Annotated in this window: 17 protein-coding genes, 1 tRNA gene and 2 rRNA genes; 12 read left to right on the top strand and 8 right to left on the bottom strand. The window is 51.8% G+C overall.

Annotated features, from left to right (window positions below; all coding sequences use genetic code 11):
• Window positions 1-13: 13 nt before the first annotated feature.
• Window positions 14-1,837: a lamin tail domain-containing protein gene (locus WC813_04295; protein MFA5947211.1), complete on the bottom strand. Its 1,824-nt coding sequence runs from the start codon at window positions 1,835-1,837 to the stop codon at window positions 14-16.
• 203 nt (window positions 1,838-2,040) lie between these two features.
• Window positions 2,041-2,125, bottom strand: a tRNA-Leu gene (locus tag WC813_04290).
• A 55-nt stretch (window positions 2,126-2,180) separates the two neighbouring features.
• Here WC813_04290 and WC813_04285 point away from each other — a divergent pair.
• The 4 genes from WC813_04285 to WC813_04270 all read left to right on the top strand — a co-directional run bounded on the left by WC813_04285 (window position 2,181) and on the right by WC813_04270 (window position 5,580).
• Complete coding sequence (locus WC813_04285) at window positions 2,181-3,164, top strand: C39 family peptidase (GenBank protein ID MFA5947210.1); 984 nt, start codon at window positions 2,181-2,183, stop codon at window positions 3,162-3,164.
• Between the two features lie 36 nt (window positions 3,165-3,200).
• Window positions 3,201-4,367, top strand: a complete 1,167-nt coding sequence (locus WC813_04280; GenBank protein ID MFA5947209.1) for a TMEM43 family protein — start codon at window positions 3,201-3,203, stop codon at window positions 4,365-4,367.
• 97 nt (window positions 4,368-4,464) lie between these two features.
• Window positions 4,465-5,061: an alpha/beta fold hydrolase gene (locus tag WC813_04275; GenBank protein ID MFA5947208.1), complete on the top strand. Its 597-nt coding sequence runs from the start codon at window positions 4,465-4,467 to the stop codon at window positions 5,059-5,061.
• 6 nt (window positions 5,062-5,067) lie between these two features.
• Entirely contained in the window at window positions 5,068-5,580 is a 513-nt protein-coding gene (locus WC813_04270; GenBank protein MFA5947207.1) for a hypothetical protein, read from the top strand.
• A 322-nt stretch (window positions 5,581-5,902) separates the two neighbouring features.
• On the opposite strand, the gene WC813_04265 is transcribed toward WC813_04270, so the two are convergent.
• Window positions 5,903-6,325, bottom strand: coding sequence for a 23S rRNA (pseudouridine(1915)-N(3))-methyltransferase RlmH (locus WC813_04265; GenBank protein MFA5947206.1), 423 nt, complete (start codon window positions 6,323-6,325; stop codon window positions 5,903-5,905).
• A 196-nt stretch (window positions 6,326-6,521) separates the two neighbouring features.
• On the opposite strand from WC813_04265, the gene WC813_04260 reads away from it, so the two are divergent.
• Window positions 6,522-9,551, top strand: a 23S ribosomal RNA gene (locus tag WC813_04260).
• 81 nt (window positions 9,552-9,632) lie between these two features.
• Window positions 9,633-9,741 (top strand): 5S ribosomal RNA (gene rrf / locus WC813_04255).
• A gap of 110 nt (window positions 9,742-9,851) precedes the next feature.
• On the opposite strand, the gene WC813_04250 is transcribed toward rrf, so the two are convergent.
• The 4 genes from WC813_04250 to WC813_04235 all read right to left on the bottom strand — a co-directional run bounded on the left by WC813_04250 (window position 9,852) and on the right by WC813_04235 (window position 12,024).
• Window positions 9,852-10,583 carry a hypothetical protein gene (locus WC813_04250; protein ID MFA5947205.1) on the bottom strand — a complete coding sequence of 244 codons (732 nt, stop codon included), beginning with the start codon at window positions 10,581-10,583 and terminating at the stop codon, window positions 9,852-9,854.
• 169 nt (window positions 10,584-10,752) lie between these two features.
• The gene (locus WC813_04245; protein ID MFA5947204.1) at window positions 10,753-11,112 is read right to left on the bottom strand and encodes a hypothetical protein; all 360 of its coding nucleotides are present in this window, start codon (window positions 11,110-11,112) and stop codon (window positions 10,753-10,755) included.
• Window positions 11,113-11,243: 131 nt separating this feature from the next.
• The gene (locus WC813_04240) at window positions 11,244-11,447 is read right to left on the bottom strand and encodes a hypothetical protein (GenBank protein ID MFA5947203.1); all 204 of its coding nucleotides are present in this window, start codon (window positions 11,445-11,447) and stop codon (window positions 11,244-11,246) included.
• Window positions 11,448-11,592: 145 nt separating this feature from the next.
• The gene (locus tag WC813_04235) at window positions 11,593-12,024 is read right to left on the bottom strand and encodes a hypothetical protein (GenBank protein MFA5947202.1); all 432 of its coding nucleotides are present in this window, start codon (window positions 12,022-12,024) and stop codon (window positions 11,593-11,595) included.
• A gap of 292 nt (window positions 12,025-12,316) precedes the next feature.
• Between WC813_04235 and WC813_04230 the strand changes: the two genes are divergently transcribed.
• From WC813_04230 to WC813_04215, 4 genes are all read left to right on the top strand, one after another.
• Window positions 12,317-13,093 (top strand): NTP transferase domain-containing protein, encoded by a 777-nt coding sequence (locus WC813_04230; GenBank protein ID MFA5947201.1) that lies wholly within the window; start codon window positions 12,317-12,319, stop codon window positions 13,091-13,093.
• The gene (locus WC813_04225) at window positions 13,090-13,848 is read left to right on the top strand and encodes a helix-turn-helix domain-containing protein (protein MFA5947200.1); all 759 of its coding nucleotides are present in this window, start codon (window positions 13,090-13,092) and stop codon (window positions 13,846-13,848) included. Before WC813_04230 ends, WC813_04225 begins: the two co-directional genes overlap by 4 nt.
• 99 nt (window positions 13,849-13,947) lie before the next feature.
• The gene (locus WC813_04220; GenBank protein ID MFA5947199.1) at window positions 13,948-14,586 is read left to right on the top strand and encodes a hypothetical protein; all 639 of its coding nucleotides are present in this window, start codon (window positions 13,948-13,950) and stop codon (window positions 14,584-14,586) included.
• A gap of 1 nt (window position 14,587) precedes the next feature.
• Window positions 14,588-15,811, top strand: a complete 1,224-nt coding sequence (locus WC813_04215; GenBank protein MFA5947198.1) for an endonuclease Q family protein — start codon at window positions 14,588-14,590, stop codon at window positions 15,809-15,811.
• Between the two features lie 312 nt (window positions 15,812-16,123).
• Here WC813_04215 and WC813_04210 read toward each other — a convergent pair whose 3' ends face one another.
• Window positions 16,124-17,506 (bottom strand): L,D-transpeptidase family protein, encoded by a 1,383-nt coding sequence (locus WC813_04210; GenBank protein ID MFA5947197.1) that lies wholly within the window; start codon window positions 17,504-17,506, stop codon window positions 16,124-16,126.
• A gap of 39 nt (window positions 17,507-17,545) precedes the next feature.
• Between WC813_04210 and WC813_04205 the strand changes: the two genes are divergently transcribed.
• Both WC813_04205 and WC813_04200 read left to right on the top strand, forming a co-directional pair.
• The gene (locus tag WC813_04205; GenBank protein MFA5947196.1) at window positions 17,546-19,720 is read left to right on the top strand and encodes a DUF3160 domain-containing protein; all 2,175 of its coding nucleotides are present in this window, start codon (window positions 17,546-17,548) and stop codon (window positions 19,718-19,720) included.
• On the top strand, window positions 19,690-20,259 hold the full coding sequence (locus WC813_04200; GenBank protein MFA5947195.1) for a hypothetical protein: 570 nt from the start codon (window positions 19,690-19,692) through the stop codon (window positions 20,257-20,259). Before WC813_04205 ends, WC813_04200 begins: the two co-directional genes overlap by 31 nt.
• Window positions 20,260-20,262: the final 3 nt, after the last annotated feature.

Raw genomic sequence — 20,262 nt, 5'->3', positions numbered from 1 at the left:
CCCGCGTTAGATATTAAGTGAATGAAGGTAGCGTAATGCCTTTAGCTTTGGCGAACCAGTAGCCAAGAGCGCCAATGCTTGTAGTGAGTAACCCGCCGCCAACCCAGGGAACCGATTTCGTCGGTGCTTTGATTGTCGCAAGCGGGTGGGGAACTTCCCCCTCTTTCAAAGAGGGGGCTACGGGGGAGTCGGTGGTCGTAAGCGCGGACACCCCCGCGCCTCCAGTCAGGGTGGTCAAACCTGATTGATCAAGAATCGTCAGCGTCCAGGTTTCTTTGACGAGTCGAATGATCCCTGTCACCGCGATTTGGTCATCATAAGCAAGGGCTGAAAAGTCGACTAATGCGTCTTTTGCCGAGGTTGCTGCAATGAGTTCGCCGTTAGAGAGCCCGATAGTGAGTTTTTTGCCGGCGACGTCTAGAACGGAACCGGACAGGCTCATGAGGAGTCCGTGCCGGGCGTCGTCGAGCGTTTCAAGATCGTCCGGAGCAACCGCGTCATCACCGATAATTTTGACATCTGATCGCTTTTTGATCTTTAAGCGAGTGTAATTGGCTTTGACGTCTACGGTTCCGGTCATGCGCACACGCGTCATAGGCGAGAGCTTTGGCCAATCAGCTTTGTTGAAGTAGATTTCCAGTCCGTCAATGTACGCGAGCTGTCTGCCGAATGTTCCCGGCGTTGCCACGAGCACGCCATCGACAGTGACTGTCGAATTCGCGTCGTAGTTAATGATCTCCGCCGCGTCGATGACTGGTGTGGATTGGTGTACTTCCCCCGCTTTCAAAGTGGGCTCGCCCGTAGGGCCTATGCCCGAGGGGGCTACGGGGGAGTCGGTGGTTGCGGGCCGCGTACTCGCGGCACTTATGCTTTCTTCCACCGGAGTGACGCGCTCCACCCGAACAGGGGATGCGGTTCCGGTAACATTGTCAGTCCCTTGAGCCGTTCCCGGATTGGGTTCAGGATTAGTGATAGTGGCTGTAGTGTCGTGTGTTGTCTCATACGTCGTAGGTTCGGAGCTGGCCGCTCCATCCGCCACTGGGGCAGATGGAGGGGTCGGCAATGTGTTAGGTGCTAGTGGGGTAGGGTCTCCTGATTTCCACGATCCGTCTTCTGTCCGAGCGAGCGATTTTCCTTTCTGTGGCGCGGTTGTTTTGTCATACGAGATCGCATCTATGGTGGCGCCGGTCGGGTCAAACAAGAAGATGCTATCGCCGTCATTATTGAGCTTGCCTTTCGGGTTTTGGAGGACGAAGTACGCGTGTCCTGGAAGTGATTGCGTGGAAAGCGCAGTTTTACTCGTTGTCGCGTCCTTTACCGTCCAGCCGGTCAGATCGATTTCATCTTCTGTGGTGTTCACAATTTCGATCCATTCAACACCGTCTACAGGATCAGAAACGAATTCGTTGATGAGTACGGACTGCGCGGTATATGGGGCAGGTTTCAGTGTTGGCGTGGGAATAGGTGCGGTCGTCATCGCCGGCTCCTCCGTGCCTTCAGCCATGGTAGCTACCGGTACGGCGATTGGTTCCGGCGGCGCAGGAGTAACGACGGGTTCTGGCAGTGGAACAGCCGGCGCAACGGCGACTACTGGGATCGGGCAGATCGCGCACGGATCAGTCAGGGGTGGTTCGCTTACTTCCCCTCCTGCCAAGGAGGGGGCCGGGGGGTGGTCTAAGGGCGCGGGCACTCCCGCGTCCTCCGTCAGGGTGGTCACTGCTTCGGCAGGAGCCGTTTCGATGATCGCGGCTTCGGGTGCCTCTTCCGCACTGGCGGGTAGAGCAGACAAAGCGGGCATGAAGGTGAGGATTCCCAAGAGTCCATATGCTAGGTTCATAGTTAATTGTTAAGGATCAGCAAACCGGATTCAACAAACGATCGTGCAAACAACAAACCCCACAGCTCGCCTCTTGGGGAAGAGGCAAGCCATGGGGAATTTGTTTGTACATTCATTGCACCATATTTTTAGGCGTTCTCTGATTTTGCGATGGGGATAACTAAAAACATCGGCTTGGCGCCGAAGTTTTATTACTATCTTGTTGGTGGGCGAGGGGGGACTCGAACCCCCACGGATTGCTCCACATGCTCCTAAGGCATGCGTGTATGCCAATTTCACCACTCGCCCATGCTTGGGGAGTGTAGGCGAAAAATTGACCTTAGGCAATGCTAGAATGGTGCATATGGTTTTTTCGTTGGCTGCACTTGTCCTAGCGCATCAGCTTTCTGGCCGGATACTCCTAGCAGTTGAGGATTCCGGCAGGGCTTGGTATGTGAACCCGGTGAATGAACAGAGGTACTCATTGGGTTCGCCGGATGATGCTTGGCTGATTATGCGTTCTTTGGCGCTGGGCATTTCAGACGCTGATCTAGCCCGTCCGTTGCCGGTCAGCCTGGCTGGTAGGATTCTCTTGGCTGTCGAGGATCACGGTAAGGCGTATTACGTCGACCCGCTCACCTTGAAACTTCGCTACCTCGGTCGCCCTGCTGACGCCTTCCGAGTCATGTCCGAGCTTGGTCTCGGTATTACAAACGCTGACCTGGCCAAAGTGCCTGTCGCGAGTGTTTCGCTCCTTCCCCCTTCCAGGGGGATAGAGGGGGTTCAGTTCACGTCGCAAGCCCCTTTTGGCGAATGGTCAGATCCTCGTCAGCAGGAAGGTTGTGAAGAGGCTTCGGCCTTTATGGCGGTAAAGTGGGCGAGGGGAGAGAGGTTTACGCTCGAAGAAGCAAGATCGGCGATTATCAGTATGTCAGACTGGGAGAAATCGACCTTCGGTGCATTCATGGACACGTCGATCGACGACACCGCTGACCGACTTGTCCGACGATACCTCGGTTTCGAAAACTTCGAGGTGAAGAAAAATATCGGTATTGCAGAAATTAAGGCTGAGTTGAACCTCGGCAAGCTTGTGCTGATCCCGCTCGACGGCACCAAACTCAACAATCCAAACTTTACTGCCGGTGGGCCGGCTCGTCATATGTTGGTTGTCACTGGCTTCGACGAATCAACCGACGAGTTTATAACGAACGATCCTGGAACCAGGGTAGGTGAACACTATAGGTATTCAGCAGTAACCGTTGCTTCTGCGCTTCGCGATTATCCATCTGGTGATAACGCGCCACTCACGGCTTTACCCACGGCTATGATTGTAATTTCTAAGAATTAAGGTAAAATACGACCCAAGGAGTAATTAATTTTTCTTATGGTAGACCAAGTAACCACGGTGACCACGCAAGGCTACGGTTCACGCATCATGTCATCTATTCAAGGAGTCCTGGTTGGATTCCTTCTTTTTATTGTCTCGTTCGGTGTGTTGTTTTGGAACGAGGGACGGGTTGATCTTTCGTCTATCGCCAAGAAGTCGATTGAAATTAGTGGGACCGAATTGGCGAAGGACCAGGATGGAGCCTTCGTTTCAGCGAGCGGGACAGTGACTAGTGATGAATCGCTCGGTGACGGCACGATGTTTGTTCCCGGGAAGTATCTCTCCATCTCCCGCAAAGCAGAAATGTACGCTTGGGTAGAAAAGAAAGAAGAAAAGAAGCAAAGCAACACCGGCGGATCGGAAACGACCACCACCACGTACACCTACGTGAAAGAATGGACCTCCACTCCACAGAACTCCAGCTCATTTAAGGAACCAGCTGGTCATCAGAACCCAACTTTGACTGCAGAAGCTGGTGACTACCAGGTTGGCACATTGAAAGTTGGAGTGTACTCGCTTGATGGCAAGACCGTTTCGCTCCCTGGCGAAGCTCCGGTTGTTCTCACGACCACGAACATTGTGGCTCCAGTGGGCGCAACAGTTTCCAGCAACGCGGTGTACTTGAATAACGCTAGCCCTTCTAACTCGATTGTCGGTGATCAGCGCGTCAGCTACACGGCACTTGAAGCAGGCTTCGATGGTACAGTATTCGGTGAACTCCACGGTGCTAAGATTACCAAATACACGGACGCTAAGGGCAACACGCTCTACCGCGTCTTCACTGGCAACCGCTCGGCTGCCCTCGCCACCATGCATGGCGAATTTGTCATGATGCTCTGGATCTTCCGCTTGGTCGGTTTCATGATGATGTGGATTGGCCTCTCCATGATTTTGGCGCCCATCGCGATCATTTTGGACTTCTTCCCGATTCTGGGTAGTCTCGGTAAGACGGCCATCAGCATCGTCACGCTCGCCGTGGCCTTGCCGCTGGCGATCATCACGATCGTCGTGTCTGCAATTCTGCACTCCGTTGTGGCGCTCTTGATTGTCCTTGCCCTCGCCCTCGGTGGGATTGGCTACCTCATGTATAAGAATAAGGACAGGGTTAAGATGCCAAAGATGCCTTCCATGAGCGACATGGCAGGTAAGATGATGGGAAAATAGTCGAGCCCACTCGAACAAAATGCCCGGCTCCGGCCGGGTTTTTTTGTTTCAGGGCTTTACTCTTTACGCTTTAATCCTTTACTCTACGCATATTCCTATGCGCGCAATTCTGATCCACGGTTATAAATCTTCTCCCGAGTCCAACTTTTGGCCGTGGTTGAAACGCGAATTGATCGACCGTCGGTTTGAGGTCGTGATGCCTGAATTACCAAACCCAGCCGAGCCAGATCGCGATGCCTGGACAAAGGCTGTGCTCGATTCCCTTGGCCCTCTAACGCACGAGGACATCATTATTGGTCACTCGCTTGGCGGAGCAACAGCTTTGCGGTTCCTCGAAGCTGCTCCCGCTAGAACAACCCCGCATGCTTGCATCTTGATTTCTACTCCCTGGATGATTAAAGATGAAAAGTTTCGTGGATTCTTTTTGACCGAACTCGATCATGACGTTCTCATGTGGCGAGCTAGTAAGTTTGTGGTTATTCACGCCCAGAATGATCCAGTGATTCCGTTCGAGCACGCCAAGCGATATGCTGAAGTGTTCCACGCTAAATTAGTCGCTCCTGAGACTGGCGGACATTTTGACGGCTCGGAATATCAGGTCATCTTGGACACGATTCTCGATATTTCCCGCGAACCGGTTGAATATGCCCCGGGGATGTCACTGGCTGACGAATACGCGGACATGATAAAGTAGAGGTATATGAAAAAAGCTTTGGTTCTTGCCTCCGCCTCACTACTTCTCCTTGGTGCTGGTTGTATTCCTACCCCGCAGTCGCTTATTCAAGGAGCCGTGGAGAATAAGATTAACTCTGAGTTAAAGGGTGACGCCACCGTTGATTTAGATAATAACGGTATCACTATCAATAACGACGAAGAAGGCACTTCAGCTAGCTTTGGAGAGAACGTACAGCTGCCTGATAACTTCCCTAAAGAGATCCCGGTTCTTGATGGGGCAAAAATTCTTGGGGTCGCCGTGACGCTTAAGGAAGGTTCCTGGATCTCACTGACCACTGACAAGACCGTTGAGGAAGCAGCTAGTTGGTATGATGCAAAATTACTGGCTGCTGGTTGGACGGTTTCCGGGGCGTACTCTGCTCGCGGGATGGCTACTAAGATGTACGAAAACGGCAGTTTAAACCTGGCTGTCATTGTCTCCGCCGGTGAAGACGGCGGACCAACTGGGGTCATGGTTACGGAAAGTGTTGTTAATTAGTCGAAGAATTGACTGGGTGTTCTCACCTATTCACATCCTTAGAAGCATCCCAAGGAGCAATCCGCGGGCAAATAAATCCAAACTCCCCAGAAATGCGGAGTTTGGATTTGTTTTTAACATCCTGTCTATGCAGTCACTCAGATACCACAAACGCATTTCTGAAGATCCGTTGCCGCGCATCATCGCGGAACGGATGCTTTATGTGGCCAATAATGCCGTCAAACATGGGATTGTAAAACATCGGCGGGATTATCCGTGGACGTACGTGGCGCCCGAATATGAATCCATCTTCCGAATCACACCACGTCATTGTGACATCAAATTAATAATGGTATTGGATCCCTTTGACGATGGTAAACCCTCGATACAATTGTTCCAAAAAGAACAGGTGCGCCAAATCATGCGTTGTCGTCATCTGAGAAAGCGATAGGCAAAGGTGGGCGCGTTTCTTGAGGTCATTCGACAATCCATGCGGGCCGCCGAGCACGAAGACAAGTTTGTCACCGGCGTCTATATAGGAGGAGAGCTTAGCCGCGAGGGATTCTGAGGTCATTTCTTTGCCCGCGGCGTCGAGAACGATGACCACCGAGCCGGATGGGATGGCCTCGACCAGCTTTGCCTCGTCCTTAAATGATCGTTCCCCGTAATCTGAGAACTTTCCCAGGCGTTTTTGGAACTCTTGGGCTATTTCTAGGAATGGGCCCTTGGGGATAGTCCCGACCGTGAATAAAGAGACTTTAAACATATATCCTTGATCTTAGCCAAGAATTGGCTGTGTAGCAACAGTGGAAAAGTGGGGGAGGCCCAATCTTGACAGTGCTTTCAGGCTTCTGTACTATTCCGCCACTGATCGTTCACAATTTCATACGTCACGAAACGTATATATAGAGAAATGTACTCACTGTGAAACCCACAACTGTTGAAGTTGTGCGTAATCAGTGGGTGGAGAGCATTAAGGGTGTAGAGGTGGATGGCTAGACTGAATATGCCTAAGAAGGACGCCGCAGCCTGCGAAAAGCTTTGGGAAGGTGGCAAGCAACCGTTGATCCAAAGATGTCCGAATGGGGAAACCCTATCAGAGGAATGTCTGATAACTGACTTACTGAATACATAGGTAAGCAGAGGTAACCTAGGGAAGTGAAACATCTCAGTACCTAGAGGAAAAGAAAAGAAGGGGTACGATCCTCATCTTGTTACTCGATGCTTCGAGTGACGGGATGACGGACCGCGCTCATATTCCGAGAGTAGTGGCGAGCGAAATCGGAACAGTCCAAACCCGTGCCGTGAAGTCCAATGAAACTCCTTCGGGAATGTAGTTGATACGAAAGGTGCCGGCCGTTGCCGCACGGGGGTTGAAAGAAATGTGATTCTGGACCGGTAGTCCAGAGCGTCACTGACATGTGTTAGCGAAACGCGTTGGAAAGCGCGATCAAAGAAGGTGATAATCCTGTACGCGAAAATACATTGCCATACGTTCACGTTTTCTTAAGTACGGCGGGACACGAGAAATCCTGTCGGAATCTACCACGACTATGTGGTAAGACTAAATACATATTCAGATCGATAGTGAACCAGTACCGCGAGGGAAAGCTGAAAAGAACCCCGGAAGGGGAGTGAAATAGAATCTGAAACCCTACACTTACAAGGAGTCAACGTCCGGCGCGCAAGCGTTCGGATTATGGCGTTCCTATTGAAGAATGAGCCAACGACTTTTTGTCTGCCGTTTTAGGTTAAGTCCTTTGGGACGGAGCCACAGTGAAAGCGAGCCTTAACCGGCGCTTATGGCAGGCAAAAGACCCGAAACCCAGTGACCTAACCATGACCAGGATGAAGTAGCTGTAACAGGCTATGGAGGTCCGAACTCACGTGCTGTGCAAAACACGGGGATGAGTTGTGGTTAGCGGAGAAATTCCAATCGAACTGGGTAATAGCTGGTTCTCCCTGAGATAGCTTTTGGGCTAGCGTCGGTCAATAACAAACTGGAGGTAGAGCACTGATTGGGTCTGTCGTCGCAAGATAGACAACCCAGCCAAACTCCGAATGCCAGTTTGTGTTCCCGGCAGTCAGACCATGGGGGCGAAGCTCCATCGGTCGAGAGGGCAACAGCCCAGATCTCAAGCTAAGGTCCCTAAATTGATATTAAGTGTAAAAGGTGGTGAAGAGACTTATACAACCAGGAGGTTGGCTTAGAAGCAGCCATCCTTTAAAGATAGCGTAACAGCTCACTGGTCAAGTTTCTTTGCGCCGAAAACATACCGGGGCTAAATATCATACCGAAGCTGAGGGTTTGATCCTTTTAGGATCAAGCGGTAAGGGAGCATTTCCATTGCGCTGAAGCAGTTGGGTGACCAATTGTGGAGCGATGGGAAGAGAGAATGTTGGCATGAGTAGCATAAAGACAGATGAGAATTCTGTCCGCCGAAAATCCAAGGTTTCCACAGCAACGAGAATCGACTGTGGGTTAGTCAGGAGCTAAGGCAAGGCCGAAAGGCGTAGTCGATGCACAGCTGGTTAATATTCCAGCACTAGGTAGAAGTTTCAATGGGCTGACGTGCGCATGAGATTCCCGCGTCCTATGGCTATGACGTTGGGGGCAGAGGGTTGTCCGGTAGGCAAATCCGCCGGGCACAAGACCTTTTGCCATCGCAACCTTGCAGCAATGCAGGGGAGGGGAAAGCAATGCGGACCAAGAAAAGGCTCTAGAGTTAACTTCTATCTACCTGTACCGTAAACCGACACAGGTGGGTGAGTGTGAAAACACTAAGGCGTACGAGAGAAACATGGTTCAGGAACTAGGCAAAAAAGTGGCCGTAACTTCGGGATAAGGCCTGGTTTTCCCCGGGAGGGGAAGACCCGCAGCGAAAGATATGAAGCGACTGTTTATCAAAAACACAGGTCCCTGCTAAGTCGCAAGACGATGTATAGGGGCTGATGCCTGGCCAGTGTCCGAACGTTAAAGAAGGGGCTTAGGGGGTAACCCCAAAGGCTTCGACTGAAGCGCGGATGAACGCCGGCCGTAACTATAACGGTCCTAAGGTAGCGAAATTCCTTGTCGGGTGAGTTCCGACCTGCACGAATGGCATAACGACTTCATAACTGTCTTAACCATGTCCTCGGCGAAATTGCGAGGGGAGTGAAGATGCTCTCTATGTGTAGTTAGACGAAAAGACCCCGTGAAGCTTTACTACTGTTTGCCATTGGGTTCATGTTTCGCATGTTCAGTAATAGGTGGGAGCTTCGGCACCAATGAGACACCACCCTTGCGTAATGTGAATTCTTACCGGCGTCCCTGAATCGGGATGCTGAGACAGTGGCTGATAGGTAGTTTGACTGGGGCGGTCGCCTCCCAAAAAGTAACGGAGGCGTTTACAAAGGTTGGCTTAGTCCGGATGGAAATCGGACTGGACGTGCAAGCGCACAAGCCAGCTTAACTGCAAGGCTGACACGCCGCGCAGATACGAAAGTAGAAGCTAGTGATCCGACCGTACGACATAGGACGGCGGAAGCTCATCGGATAAAAGCTACTCCGGGGATAACAGGCTAGTCTGCTCCAAGCGTCCACAGCGACGAGCAGGTTCGGCACCTCGATGTCGGCTCATCGCATCCTGGGACTGAAGAAGGCCCCAAGGGTTTGGCTGTTCGCCAATTAAAGCGGTACGCGAGCTGGGTTCAGAACGTCGTGAGACAGTTCGGTCTCCTATCTACTACACACATCGAATACTGACGAGACCCTTTCCTAGTACGAGAGGACCGGAACGGACAAACCGCTCGTGTACCAGTTGTCCTGCCAAGGGCACCGCTGGGTAGCGAAGTTTGGTTCGGATAAGCGCTGAAAGCATCTAAGCGCGAAGCCGACTCGAAGATTAGTATTCATATGAGACTCCTAGGAGACTACTAGGTTGATAGGCGGTAGGTGCAAGCGTAGCAATACGTGAAGCCGAGCCGTACTAATAAGTCCAGCTCTTCACCCACTGATTGCGGCGTCGAAAGACGCGCAAAGTGAAGTACAGTTCAAAATATATACTGACGTAAACAATGAAAGATCGCAGTGTCTTGGTGGCACTTTCTACAGGGTCACACGCGTTCCCATCCCGAACACGAATGTTAAGCCTGCATGAGCCGATGGTAGTTAAGTGTAGCGAGAGTAGGTGGCCGCCAGGACACTGCGATTTTTCAACAAAGAGCCCGAGTCGAAAGACTCGGCTTTTTTGTTACAAAAGAAAAGCTCCGCACCAGAGGGCGCGGAGCTGTCGAGGGGAACGAGACGAGAACTAACGGACGATGTCACAGCCGTGGAGGTACGGCGGGGTGCTGTCCCAGATGTTGCACACGAAGGTGGTGTGCACGTAGGCGGTGCCGCCTTCCGTGCAGCCGGTCAAGTAGAACTTGCCGTCCGCATGCTTTTCCGGGTTCTGCGGGCAGAATTCACTGACCTGCGCATCGAACCCGGGGTCACCAGGCAACACGTCGCCATCCAACGCTCCTTCTATGATCGCCGGCGGATCCGAGTCGTCGGCCACCACCTCGGCGGGGGGATTGGTAGCGAGCAGGGTATCCACCTGTTCTCTCCACTGATCCGTGGTTTCGTCACTCCGCTCGCGGGCGATGCGCCTGAACTCGAAATCGGAGTAGAGCCGGTGGGTCTCGAGTTCGGACGCAATCTTGTGAATGCGCCCATCGAGCGACTCCATCTCCTCCCATGCGGACTGGCGGAGGCGGTGCGTCTTTGTGCATCGCGCTCCCGGTTGGCCTGGGCACGGGATCATGACGGGCTTGCCGTCCGCATCGAACACTGGCACTTGGGCAAACTTGCCGAGCCGGGTGGCATCGGGATCCCCGAGGTCGTTCTGCACCCTGTACTCGAGCGCGTGAAGTTCGCGTGTGGTCCGGGCAGCGAGCATGAGCCCACCGCCGCCCACACAGAGACCCATGAAGCCAACCGAGAGGCTGACAACCATGAGCGCGTTGCCCTTCAGCCGGGCGATCGCATTCGTCCTATTCATGTTCCCTCCTTCAAGGGTTTTGCGTGGTCGGCCACGCGGTGATTTATCGAGCCTGGATAGGTTCAAATAGTGAGATCCGACAGGAAAGTATGGCAAAAAATATGATTTATGTCAAAGAAAAAGAAGAGCGCACCCGGGAGGGGTGCGCGTGACGGTGGAGCACGAGCTTTCACGTCGCCTTGAGGAGATCGATCAACGTCCGGAGCTCGATCATTACTGCCCAGAAGGCCTCGTTGGGGCCATGCCCTTGATTGACGACCTCGGCTTTGCTCAGGATGTTGATGCCCAGTTCTTTGTCGAGCAGCGCGATCTGCTTGCGTTCGAGGCTCGACAGCCCGTCGTCCTTGAGATTGAGGATGACGATTGAAGTCCCGTAAGGAGTTTCTGCAAGCTCCTTGCTGAGCTGCATCACGCGAGTCGGGAGCCATTCCCGAGCCTGCGCGTCCTCACTCGATCCTCGATCTATTGCTTCCCGCCTTTCTCGTTCGTTCACGGTTTCTAGTAGCCACCTAGCCTTTTTGGTCGGCATGGATTCCTCCCTAAATTCTTCTTCGGCTCACCCGCCGTGGGTTGTCTTTCGACCGACCATATTGTCATAAAAGCAAGAAAATGTCCAGTAAACAAAGAGCGCACTCGGCGTGGGGTGCGCGCGGTGGCGGGCTAGGATGTTGGACCTGTCTTGTAGAAGATGAACGCCTGCGGGCGTTGGAATTTGTCCGGGACGACGCTCGCAGAGATCACCTCGACCTTCTGCTCGGCAAGCCATTCGTTGACCTGCTTCTCGAGCGAACCGGTGTCATCTTCCATCCCAGTGCTCAGGGGACCGTCCTCGTTGCCCACGGTGATAACCTTTAGCTGACACATGATTTCTCCCCAGTATCGCGTTGTTTGCGACAGAACATACTGCCATAAAAGTGAGAAAATGTCCAGTAAACAAAGAGCGCACCCGGGAGGCAAGGGGCCGACCGGGTGGTGGCTCGATGCCTCGCGAATGCGCGAGAGTTCTTGATTAGGCCTCGATGACGGCCTGGGATTGTGGGGCTGCCGAGTACAGCTCGATCGGCGTGTCCTGGCCGGCGAGGAGCGGGTGCAGCCAGCGGCTCAGGCTCTGCAGCGTCGGGGCCTTGACGCTGATATCGAGCGTCTGGCGTCCGTTGCGAATCGTCTGGCGGACCAGGGCTCCGAATTTTCCGTGCGCGTAGCGCCCACGGGCGATCCTGGCCATGTGTGTCACGTCTTCAATGACCGTTTGGTAGGTCACTGACACGATGTCCTTGCGGAGGCTCGGGTTCATAGGAGCCAGGAGCTCCGTGCTGAAGAAGATCAGACCGCCTTCCTCCTGGACGTACTGCTTGGCGCCATCGACGAGGATGTACCGTGCGCCATGGGGGTTGGTGTGGAGTACGCACTTCTTGGGATCCAGATAGACGCGAACGCTCATGGGAACCTCCTCCCTTGATCAGTGCCGAGTGGTCCCGGCATCAGTCTTGGGTCGGTTGGTTGGGCTGTTGCCCGTATCACCCCCGTAAAAGCACGGAAGTAACATAAAAGTATAGCAAAAAAATGACGTTTTGTCAATGTTTTATTGCTAATCTCAGTTAAAAAGGTTGAAAAAGTTTAAAAAGCTGTAAAGTGTTACCGATGTATCTCATTTTTTCCAGTATTGAGCTAGTATTAGCTTTAAAACTTTACTTCTTTACAACTTTATAACTTCCCATCATACTGTCACCAATATGAATGACACCAAGGTGGTCATTTTGGCGGCAGGGAAGGGGAAGCGCATGGGCGCTTCTGTTCCGAAACCCCTGGTTCCGGTGGCTGGGAAGCCCATGATTTCGCATCTTTTAGATCGTATTCGGAAATCGGGACTGGATGAAAAGCCGGTTGTCATAGTTTCTCCTGACGGTAAGGACACTTTTTTCGCTGAACTTGGCGATTCTGTGACGTACGGCGTGCAGCTCGAGCAGAACGGAACGGGCGACGCGTTGCGGTATGCGGAGGACGCTTGCAAAGGCGCTTCTCGCATTATTGTGCTCTACGGCGATCATCCATTCATTGGTCCTGAGGTTTTGAAACAGCTCGCGGATCTTTCCTCGAAGAATTCGGGAGATATTGCGATGCTCACGGCTACGGTGCCGAATTTTGTCGGCGATTATTCGATGTTCATCAAATGGGGAAAAATTATTCGTGCATCCTCGGCGAAGGGGCATGACGGCGTCATGCCCGTACAGGCGTTGCGTGAATCCAAGGATGCCTCGGCCGAAGAAGCGATGATTACGGAAGTGAACCCAGGAATCTACGCATTCCCTGTGCCGTGGGTATTTGATCGCTTGAAGGACGTAAAGAACGAGAACGCGAGCGGAGAATACTACCTGACGGATTTGATTGGTTTGGCGATGGCTGAGGGCCGGAAGATCGTCACGGCATCAGTTGATCCTTTGCAGGTGGTTGGCATCAACACGCCAGATGAACTTAGCAAGGCCGAAGAGCTGTTAAACAAACGCTTATGAGCCCCCAAAGACCTGCGGAAGACGTGCTCGAGCAGCTTGGACTTTCGCCTAAAGAAATAAAAGTTTATGTGACCCTTTTAAAGGAAGGGCCGTCCTCTGTCCGTCAAATGGCGGCGGCGACGGGGATTAACCGGGGGACAGTTTACGATTCTCTGAAAAACTTGCAGGCCATGCGGCTTGCGCGTTTTTATAATAAGGAGACTAAACAGTATTTTGTAGCCGAGCCGCCCGTGAAGCTCGAAGAACTCGCTCGTGACCGCATGGACGAGTTAAAGCGAGCAGACGAGAAGCTCGCGAGGGTTATCGCTGAACTTGATAGCGTGTATGACGGGGGGAGCTCTCGGGAGCCGGTGGCGCGCATGTATGAGGGGCCAGAGGGGATCAAAGTGATTCTCCTAGACGTCCTTTCGAGTATGGAAGAGACAAAGTCGAAAGAGTATTACGTTTATTCGTCGAGCGCGGTCCGCGATGCGGGGCTATACTCGGCATTTCCTACGTATACGGCAGAGCGTCTCGACGCGCGCATTAGCGTAAAGAACATTTCGCTCGGCAAGGGCGGGTCGACCGCCGGACTCGACGAACGAAAGTGGATCCCGGCTACCGAAGGCACGCCAACGTATATTTTGATCTACGCGGGCAAAGTAGCGAACATTTTCTTGGATAAGAAGGGCGAACTGGTAGGTCTCATCATCGATAACAAGGGCATTTACGAGACCCAGAAACTGCTGTTCGCATCGCTTTGGGAGAGGTTGTAGAATGGATGGCGTCTCATCTCCATCCTGAGCGAGAGCGAAGGATCCGACTCTCTCCTCTGAGGGTCGGACTCTTCGCATGGCTCAGAGTGGGAACCATTTATGATCAATGCAAATACGATTCAACAGTTTTTTCTCGACGGCCTTAAATCAGCTCGTGAAGACGTTGAATTCTTTGCGTCTGACTTCTTGAAGCTCGCAAAAGCGCTTGGTATCTGGGCAGTGCCGTTTGCGTTGTCCATCATCGCTATTGCTGGCCTTCCCGCGGTGTTTGCGACACATATCGGCAAGCTGACAGACGCAATTATCGGTGCTCGAGGGGTTGGCACGATGACGATCGACGTCACGCGCGCGATTCGTATCCTCACCGGTGCGACGGTAGTTGGTTTCCTCGCCGAGATGTTCCTGAGTCGGTTCGAGGGGAAGGCGAGTGTTCTTGCACGGTCCGCATACGGGCTCGGCGCATTCGGTGTTCTCGCGGTCATGCTTTTGAACTTGGGCTGGTACGGTGTCGCTATTTGGCCGGTTGTTCTGCTCGTCATTCGCACCATTTTGAAGAAAGTGCCGTACCTTCAGTTCGTTTCCGTCATTCCCGTCGTTCTCTTGTTCTTATCGTGCGCGACAAACGTGATCCAGTACGCTTCGATCCGCGCCGTAACCGTCGGAGCAGCTATGACAACCGTGGCCGCCGCGGGAATGTATGCGGTGGTGGTTTCCGGCGTGCTTTTGAAACGGGAATAGTATGCGAATAATTGCCGACCTTCACGTTCACTCCCGTTTTTCGCGCGCGTGCTCGAAAGATCTTACCCTCGAGAACAATGCGTTGTGGTGTGAGAAGAAAGGAGTAAACGTTTTGGGAACCGGAGATTTTACTCACCCACTTTGGTTTAAGGAGATCGAGGAAAAACTTGTCGAAGCAGAGCCTGGACTCTATAAGTTGAAGAGCGGAGAGCATTCGAAAATGCGTTTCATGATGACGAGCGAAGTGTCGCAGATTTATAAAAGGGGAGGGAAGGTGAGACGAGTGCACAATTTAATTTTTGCGCCGAACATTGAGACGGTAAAAAAGATTAATGCGTGGCTTGATGAGAAAAAGTTTAACCGCAAGAGTGACGGCCGCCCAATCATCGGCATCGACTCCGAAGATTTGTATCGTGAATTAAAAAATATCGACGATAAAATTGTTCTTGCACCCGCACATGCATGGACACCGTGGTTTTCTGTTTTTGGTTCGAAGAGCGGGTTCGACAGCCTTGAAGATTGTTACGGCGAGATGTCTAAAGAAATTTTTGCGATCGAAACCGGTTTGAGCAGTGACCCCATCATGAATCGAGCACTAAGTGTACTCGACCAACTTTCTTTGATCTCGAATTCTGATGCGCACTCGCCGCAAAACTTCGGAAGAGAAGCTAATGTCTTTGAAATCGATGAAGCGATGTTGTCGTTCGCCGAACTCATGCGCGTCTTGCGTGACCGGGATCTTGTACACTTTTTGTATACGATCGAGTTCTATCCTGAGGAAGGGAAGTACCACGTGGACGGTCACGCACCCTGTGGACTGACGTTTGAACCCAAGGAAACGAAGCGTCTGGGCGGGCTTTGTCCCAAGTGCGGAAAGCTAATAACTGTAGGCGTTACCTCGCGTGTGGCTGATTTGGCCGATCGCCCGATCGATCTCAGCTCGATGAAAGGACATGTACCATTTAAATCCATTGTTCCGCTCCCGGAAGTGCTCGCCGAGTGTCTCAATGTGTCGAGCGTATCCTCGAAGAAAGTAATTGCGCTCTACGAAGTCATGATTACAAAACTTGGCAACGAGTTTTCTATTCTCCTCGACATTCCTGTTGCAGAAATCCGTTCACAATTTGGTGACACCGTTGCAGAGGCAATCGCGCGCGTGCGTTCCGGCAAACTTTCTATTACTCCGGGTTACGATGGCATCTTCGGCGTAGTGAAAATATTTTAATATTTTATTTTTTTAACTTTACAGCTTCAAGTTGTACACAGGTTACGCAAATAAATGTGCATGCATGAGCAAAGCTCGATATACTAGTCTCAAGTCGAGCATTGCTTGACCCGAAGATTCATAACCATATTTCATATGGCAGCTAAGAAGAAGGTGGCTAAGAAGCCAGCAAAGCGTAAGGTTGTTGCCAAGCGCAAGCCAGCTAAGAAGGCAGCCGCTAAGAAGCGCCGCTAGGCTCGGAAGACGAACGTGTCCATGGAGGAGACGCTCGTCAAACAAAAAATTCCCGTGAGGGAATTTTTTGTTTGTGGTTTATAGCACCGTCTCAACTGACGTACCTTCGCTAACCCAGTGGAAGATCCAATCGGCATCGGGAATAGAAGTATTGATGCAGCCGTGGCTCATAGGATGGCCGAAGTTGTTGTGCCAGTAGGCGGAGTGAATGTAGATATGCGGGAAAATGCGCATATTCCACTTCACGTTGGGCAGGTTGTAGTTGTTTGGATTACCCGGGCCGTAGTTCCAGACGTAGCTCATGATGGGAATCTTCTTCATGATCGTTGTTTTACCGATTGGCGTGTTATATCCGCGCTTTCCGGTTGATACCAGAAAAGTTTTCGTGAGGACATTGTTGGTGTAGGCGTACAGACGTTGTTCGGAGATGTCTACTTTAATGGATTGGGTGGCGGGATCCAGTGGGACAACATTTTTCGCGCCTAGGGCCACGATATTACCGGTTTCAGGAATGACGCCGAGGCGCGGGGCAATCTCGGTAGCGTCGGCGAAGGGGACAAAAGTAGCCCCATTCAAGAGATTAGAAACTTGCGTCTTGGCCGAGTAAGCACCGTTTACGTAAATGAGCGTCCGCTTGTCTGCCGTGATGGAGAGCCCGTAACTGGGCGAGGTCTGGCTGAGTGATTTAACATTCTGTATATAGCCGGCTGGTGTAAGGTCGACGAGGGTCAAATCGAACGTCCCGTTGGCCATCGGAGCCGTCACAATTTCGCTTTCTGCATCTTGGTCGAGGTTGGCGGTAAAAACGTATGTGCCGGATTTTTCCGGACCACTGCTGACCGTTATAGTATTTTTTAACGTGCCAGTTGAACTAAAAACTTTAATCGTTTTTTCGCCTCCTGGACCGGCGCCGGTCAGAATGTCGGCCTTGCCGTCCGCGTCCACGTCAGCACAAGCGATGTTTACTCCGCCACGGAACTTTTCATCATAGGCAAAGAACTGAAGATCCATGAATTTACCTTCAGACGAGAACACTCGAACCTGAGGGCCGCCGCCAACAGAAGCGCCGGTGACGATGTCGTTTAGGCCGTCGCCATTTAGATCACAAAGGGCCGCATTTACGCCGCTTTTCATCCCGTTTCCATAAGCCGAAAACTCTTTGATCAGCGTGCCGTCAAGCCGAAATGTTCTAATAAGCGGCTTGTTGCCTGCGCCAGCACCAACGATAATCTCGCTGATTTTATCAGTACCGAGATCGCCTACCGCTACGCTACCAGCCAGATTTCCAGCCTTATCAAAGGGCAGAAAAGATGTGACTAGATCTCCGCTGGGCGAGAAAATTTTTAACTCGGTCGCCGCTGGGGGAGGCGTAACTTTCGGTGCTTTCCCGTGTGCAGCGAAAGCCGAGAGCGGGGAAAAAAGAAGGCTAATTCCAGCCAAGGCTAAAACGGTGGATTTCATAAGAGTGTTATACTCGGCATCATACAGTATTCAAAAAATATGCCACAATTACCAGAGGAAACAGTGCCTAAGCCGAGTCACAAACGGTTGTATATTTTGCTCAGTCTGCTCGGGGCAACAACCGTTGGTCTAATTGTCAGTCTCATCCTGTTAACACCAGGTACCAAACCTACTCCCTCGACGCCTATTGCCGAGGTGGCGGAGGTTCCCGTTGTTTCAGAAGTCCCATCTACCCGAGAAGCTGATTTGAAAGCTTTGGCTGATGTCACTAATTTAGGCGACTTTACTCTGTCGGATAGCGCGCTCGCACTTCTGGCCAAGAATGGCTTCGTGGTTGATGCCTCGTCTTACGAGGATGAATTCTTTTCGTTATATGAGGCTAATCGGTACTCCTATACTCCCAGTTTCGTCACCACGGATTCACTTTTGCATAACTATCATTTAATTTTCGACGATCTCCTAAAAAAGACCGAAGAAAAGTATTTACTGGCCGAAGTAAAAGCGCTGACTGCCTCGATGCTAAAGGAAGCGACGACTAACCTCGCTACTCTTAAAGGAACTTCTTTCGAAAACTCAGCCCGACGAAATCTAACCTTCTTTACGGTCGGCGCCCGCTTGCTCGATGGTTCGTCGTCCATTCCGGCGAGTGTGAAAACGGAAGTGGAGGCAGAGTTAGCGTTAATCAACGCGCATGACGGTATTGCGGAGTCGCCCATGATGAATATGGGCGTGCCCGCCAGCACTCCTTCTATAGATAAGTCACGAGAGGACTATTCCCAGTACATTGCCCGTGGACATTACACGAAGAGCCCCGAGCTTACCGCCTATTTTAAGGCCATGATGTGGTACGGCCGGATGAATTTCCGGTTCATGAATGATGACGAAGTCCGCTCGGCGGTTTTGACCACGCTGGCTCTGCAAAAAGCGAATAATTCTGCTTCTTGGCAGAAGATTTATGAGCCAACCGTCTTCTTCGTGGGCCAGAGTGATGACATTACTTATACGGAGATGATCGGGGCAGTAGAAAAAGCCTACGGTAAGGGCGCTTCGCTGTCCGCTATTTCATCGAACACGACTGGGTTCACTGCACTCAAAGAAGCTCTGAAAGACCTTCGCCCACCTCAACTGAACTCAATTCCCATCTTTAACTCGTCGATCACGCCAGACCGAACTTTGGCCACGAAGGGTTTCCGTTTTATGGGTCAGCGATTCACCGTCGACGCCTCTATCTTCCAGCGGTTGGTCGATAGGGAAGTTACGGGACGCATGTTGCCGAATGGACTAGACATCCCAGCCGCGCTTGGCTCGGCAGAAGCCTTGAGCATCCTTGAGGCTAATGGCGATACCAAGATGGAGCACTACACAGAAAACATGGATAAGCTCCGAACATACCTAGGCGGACTCGACAACGCTACCTGGACTCAGAACCTTTATTGGAGCTGGATTGATACGCTTCGACCATTATTGGCGGTCGGCTCCTCGAACTCCAAGCTACCGGCCTTCATGAAGACGGACGCCTGGACGCGTAAGTCACTCGGCGCGTTCCTTGGCAGCTGGGCCGAGCTCAAGCACGACACCATTCTTTACGCTAAACAGGTTTACTCGGAGATGGGCGGTGGGCCAGAGATAGTGGTTAAGGATGATCGCGGCTACGTAGAGCCATACCCAGAGGTTTACGCCAAGCTAGCTTCACTTCTCAAGAAGACCTCTGACGGTTTGTCGGCTCGCGGTATTATCGACTCTACCTCAAAGGACAACTTGGCCAAGATGATGACGTTGGCCACCATGCTCGAAGAGATTTCCAACAAAGAATTAAACGGCGAGAAGCTGACCGAAGCTGACTACGAGCTTATTAGGACTTATGGTGGGCAATTGGAGCATTTCTGGCTAGATATTAATAAGGAAAAGTTGGCAGAAATGAATAACGAAGTACGAAATTACTTAAGCCAAAACCCGGCTGCCGTAATTGCTGACGTGGCCACGGATCCAAACGGCCAGGTGTTGGAGGTTGGGAACGGACACGTGTCTAAGCTCCTGGTAGTGATGACAATTGAGGGCGTTAAAAAGATAGTCAAAGGCGGTGTCTTCTCATACTATGAGTTCCCGTGGCCTTTGAGCGACCGACTAACGGATGAAAAGTGGCGCGATCTCATTAACTCGCAAGACGCTCCTCCTCAGCCAGCATGGACAAAAGATTTCACTTCAGCCGAATAATGACAGTTGGACTCATCCTCGCGGTGGCAATCGGTGCCGCGGGGGTGATTGTTTTTGTTAGTGGTCGAGGCGCCAGCGCCGACCTGGACGGTAACAGTTTAAGTGAGACATACACCCTTAATAAGGGGGTCGTCGATGTTCGAGTGCGGAACAAGTTGATTTGGCAGTCTGATTCTGCGTGGCGCGTAACCGACTTTTCACTCGCCGATGTTACCAATGACGGGACATCAGATCTAAGTTTGTCGGTTTGGAAAGCGGGAAACTTCGGTTCTTCGAAACCTTTTTGGATAGAAGAAAATGACATGAGTGTTAAGAATCACTTTTTTGTCTTTGATCTGGTCAATGGCGAGATGAGGGCTATTTGGCAATCGTCGAACCTGGAGGCTCCCAATTGTTCCTTCGAGGTTAGGGATATCAATGTCGACGGGCAGAACGAATTGCTGACGGTCGAAGGGGATTACGCTGACGCGCCGAACTGTATTCCTAGGGCGAAAGGAGTGTGGAAATGGAACGGTTGGGGGTTTGCTAGGGAGGAGTAATTG

The sequence above is a fragment of the Patescibacteria group bacterium genome (assembly GCA_041659765.1).
Classification (GTDB): domain Bacteria; phylum Patescibacteriota; class Patescibacteriia; order UBA9934; family UBA9934; genus JAGORL01.
The sequence above is the reverse complement of the archived record's forward strand: the minus strand, read 5'-3'. Positions and strand labels throughout refer to the sequence as shown.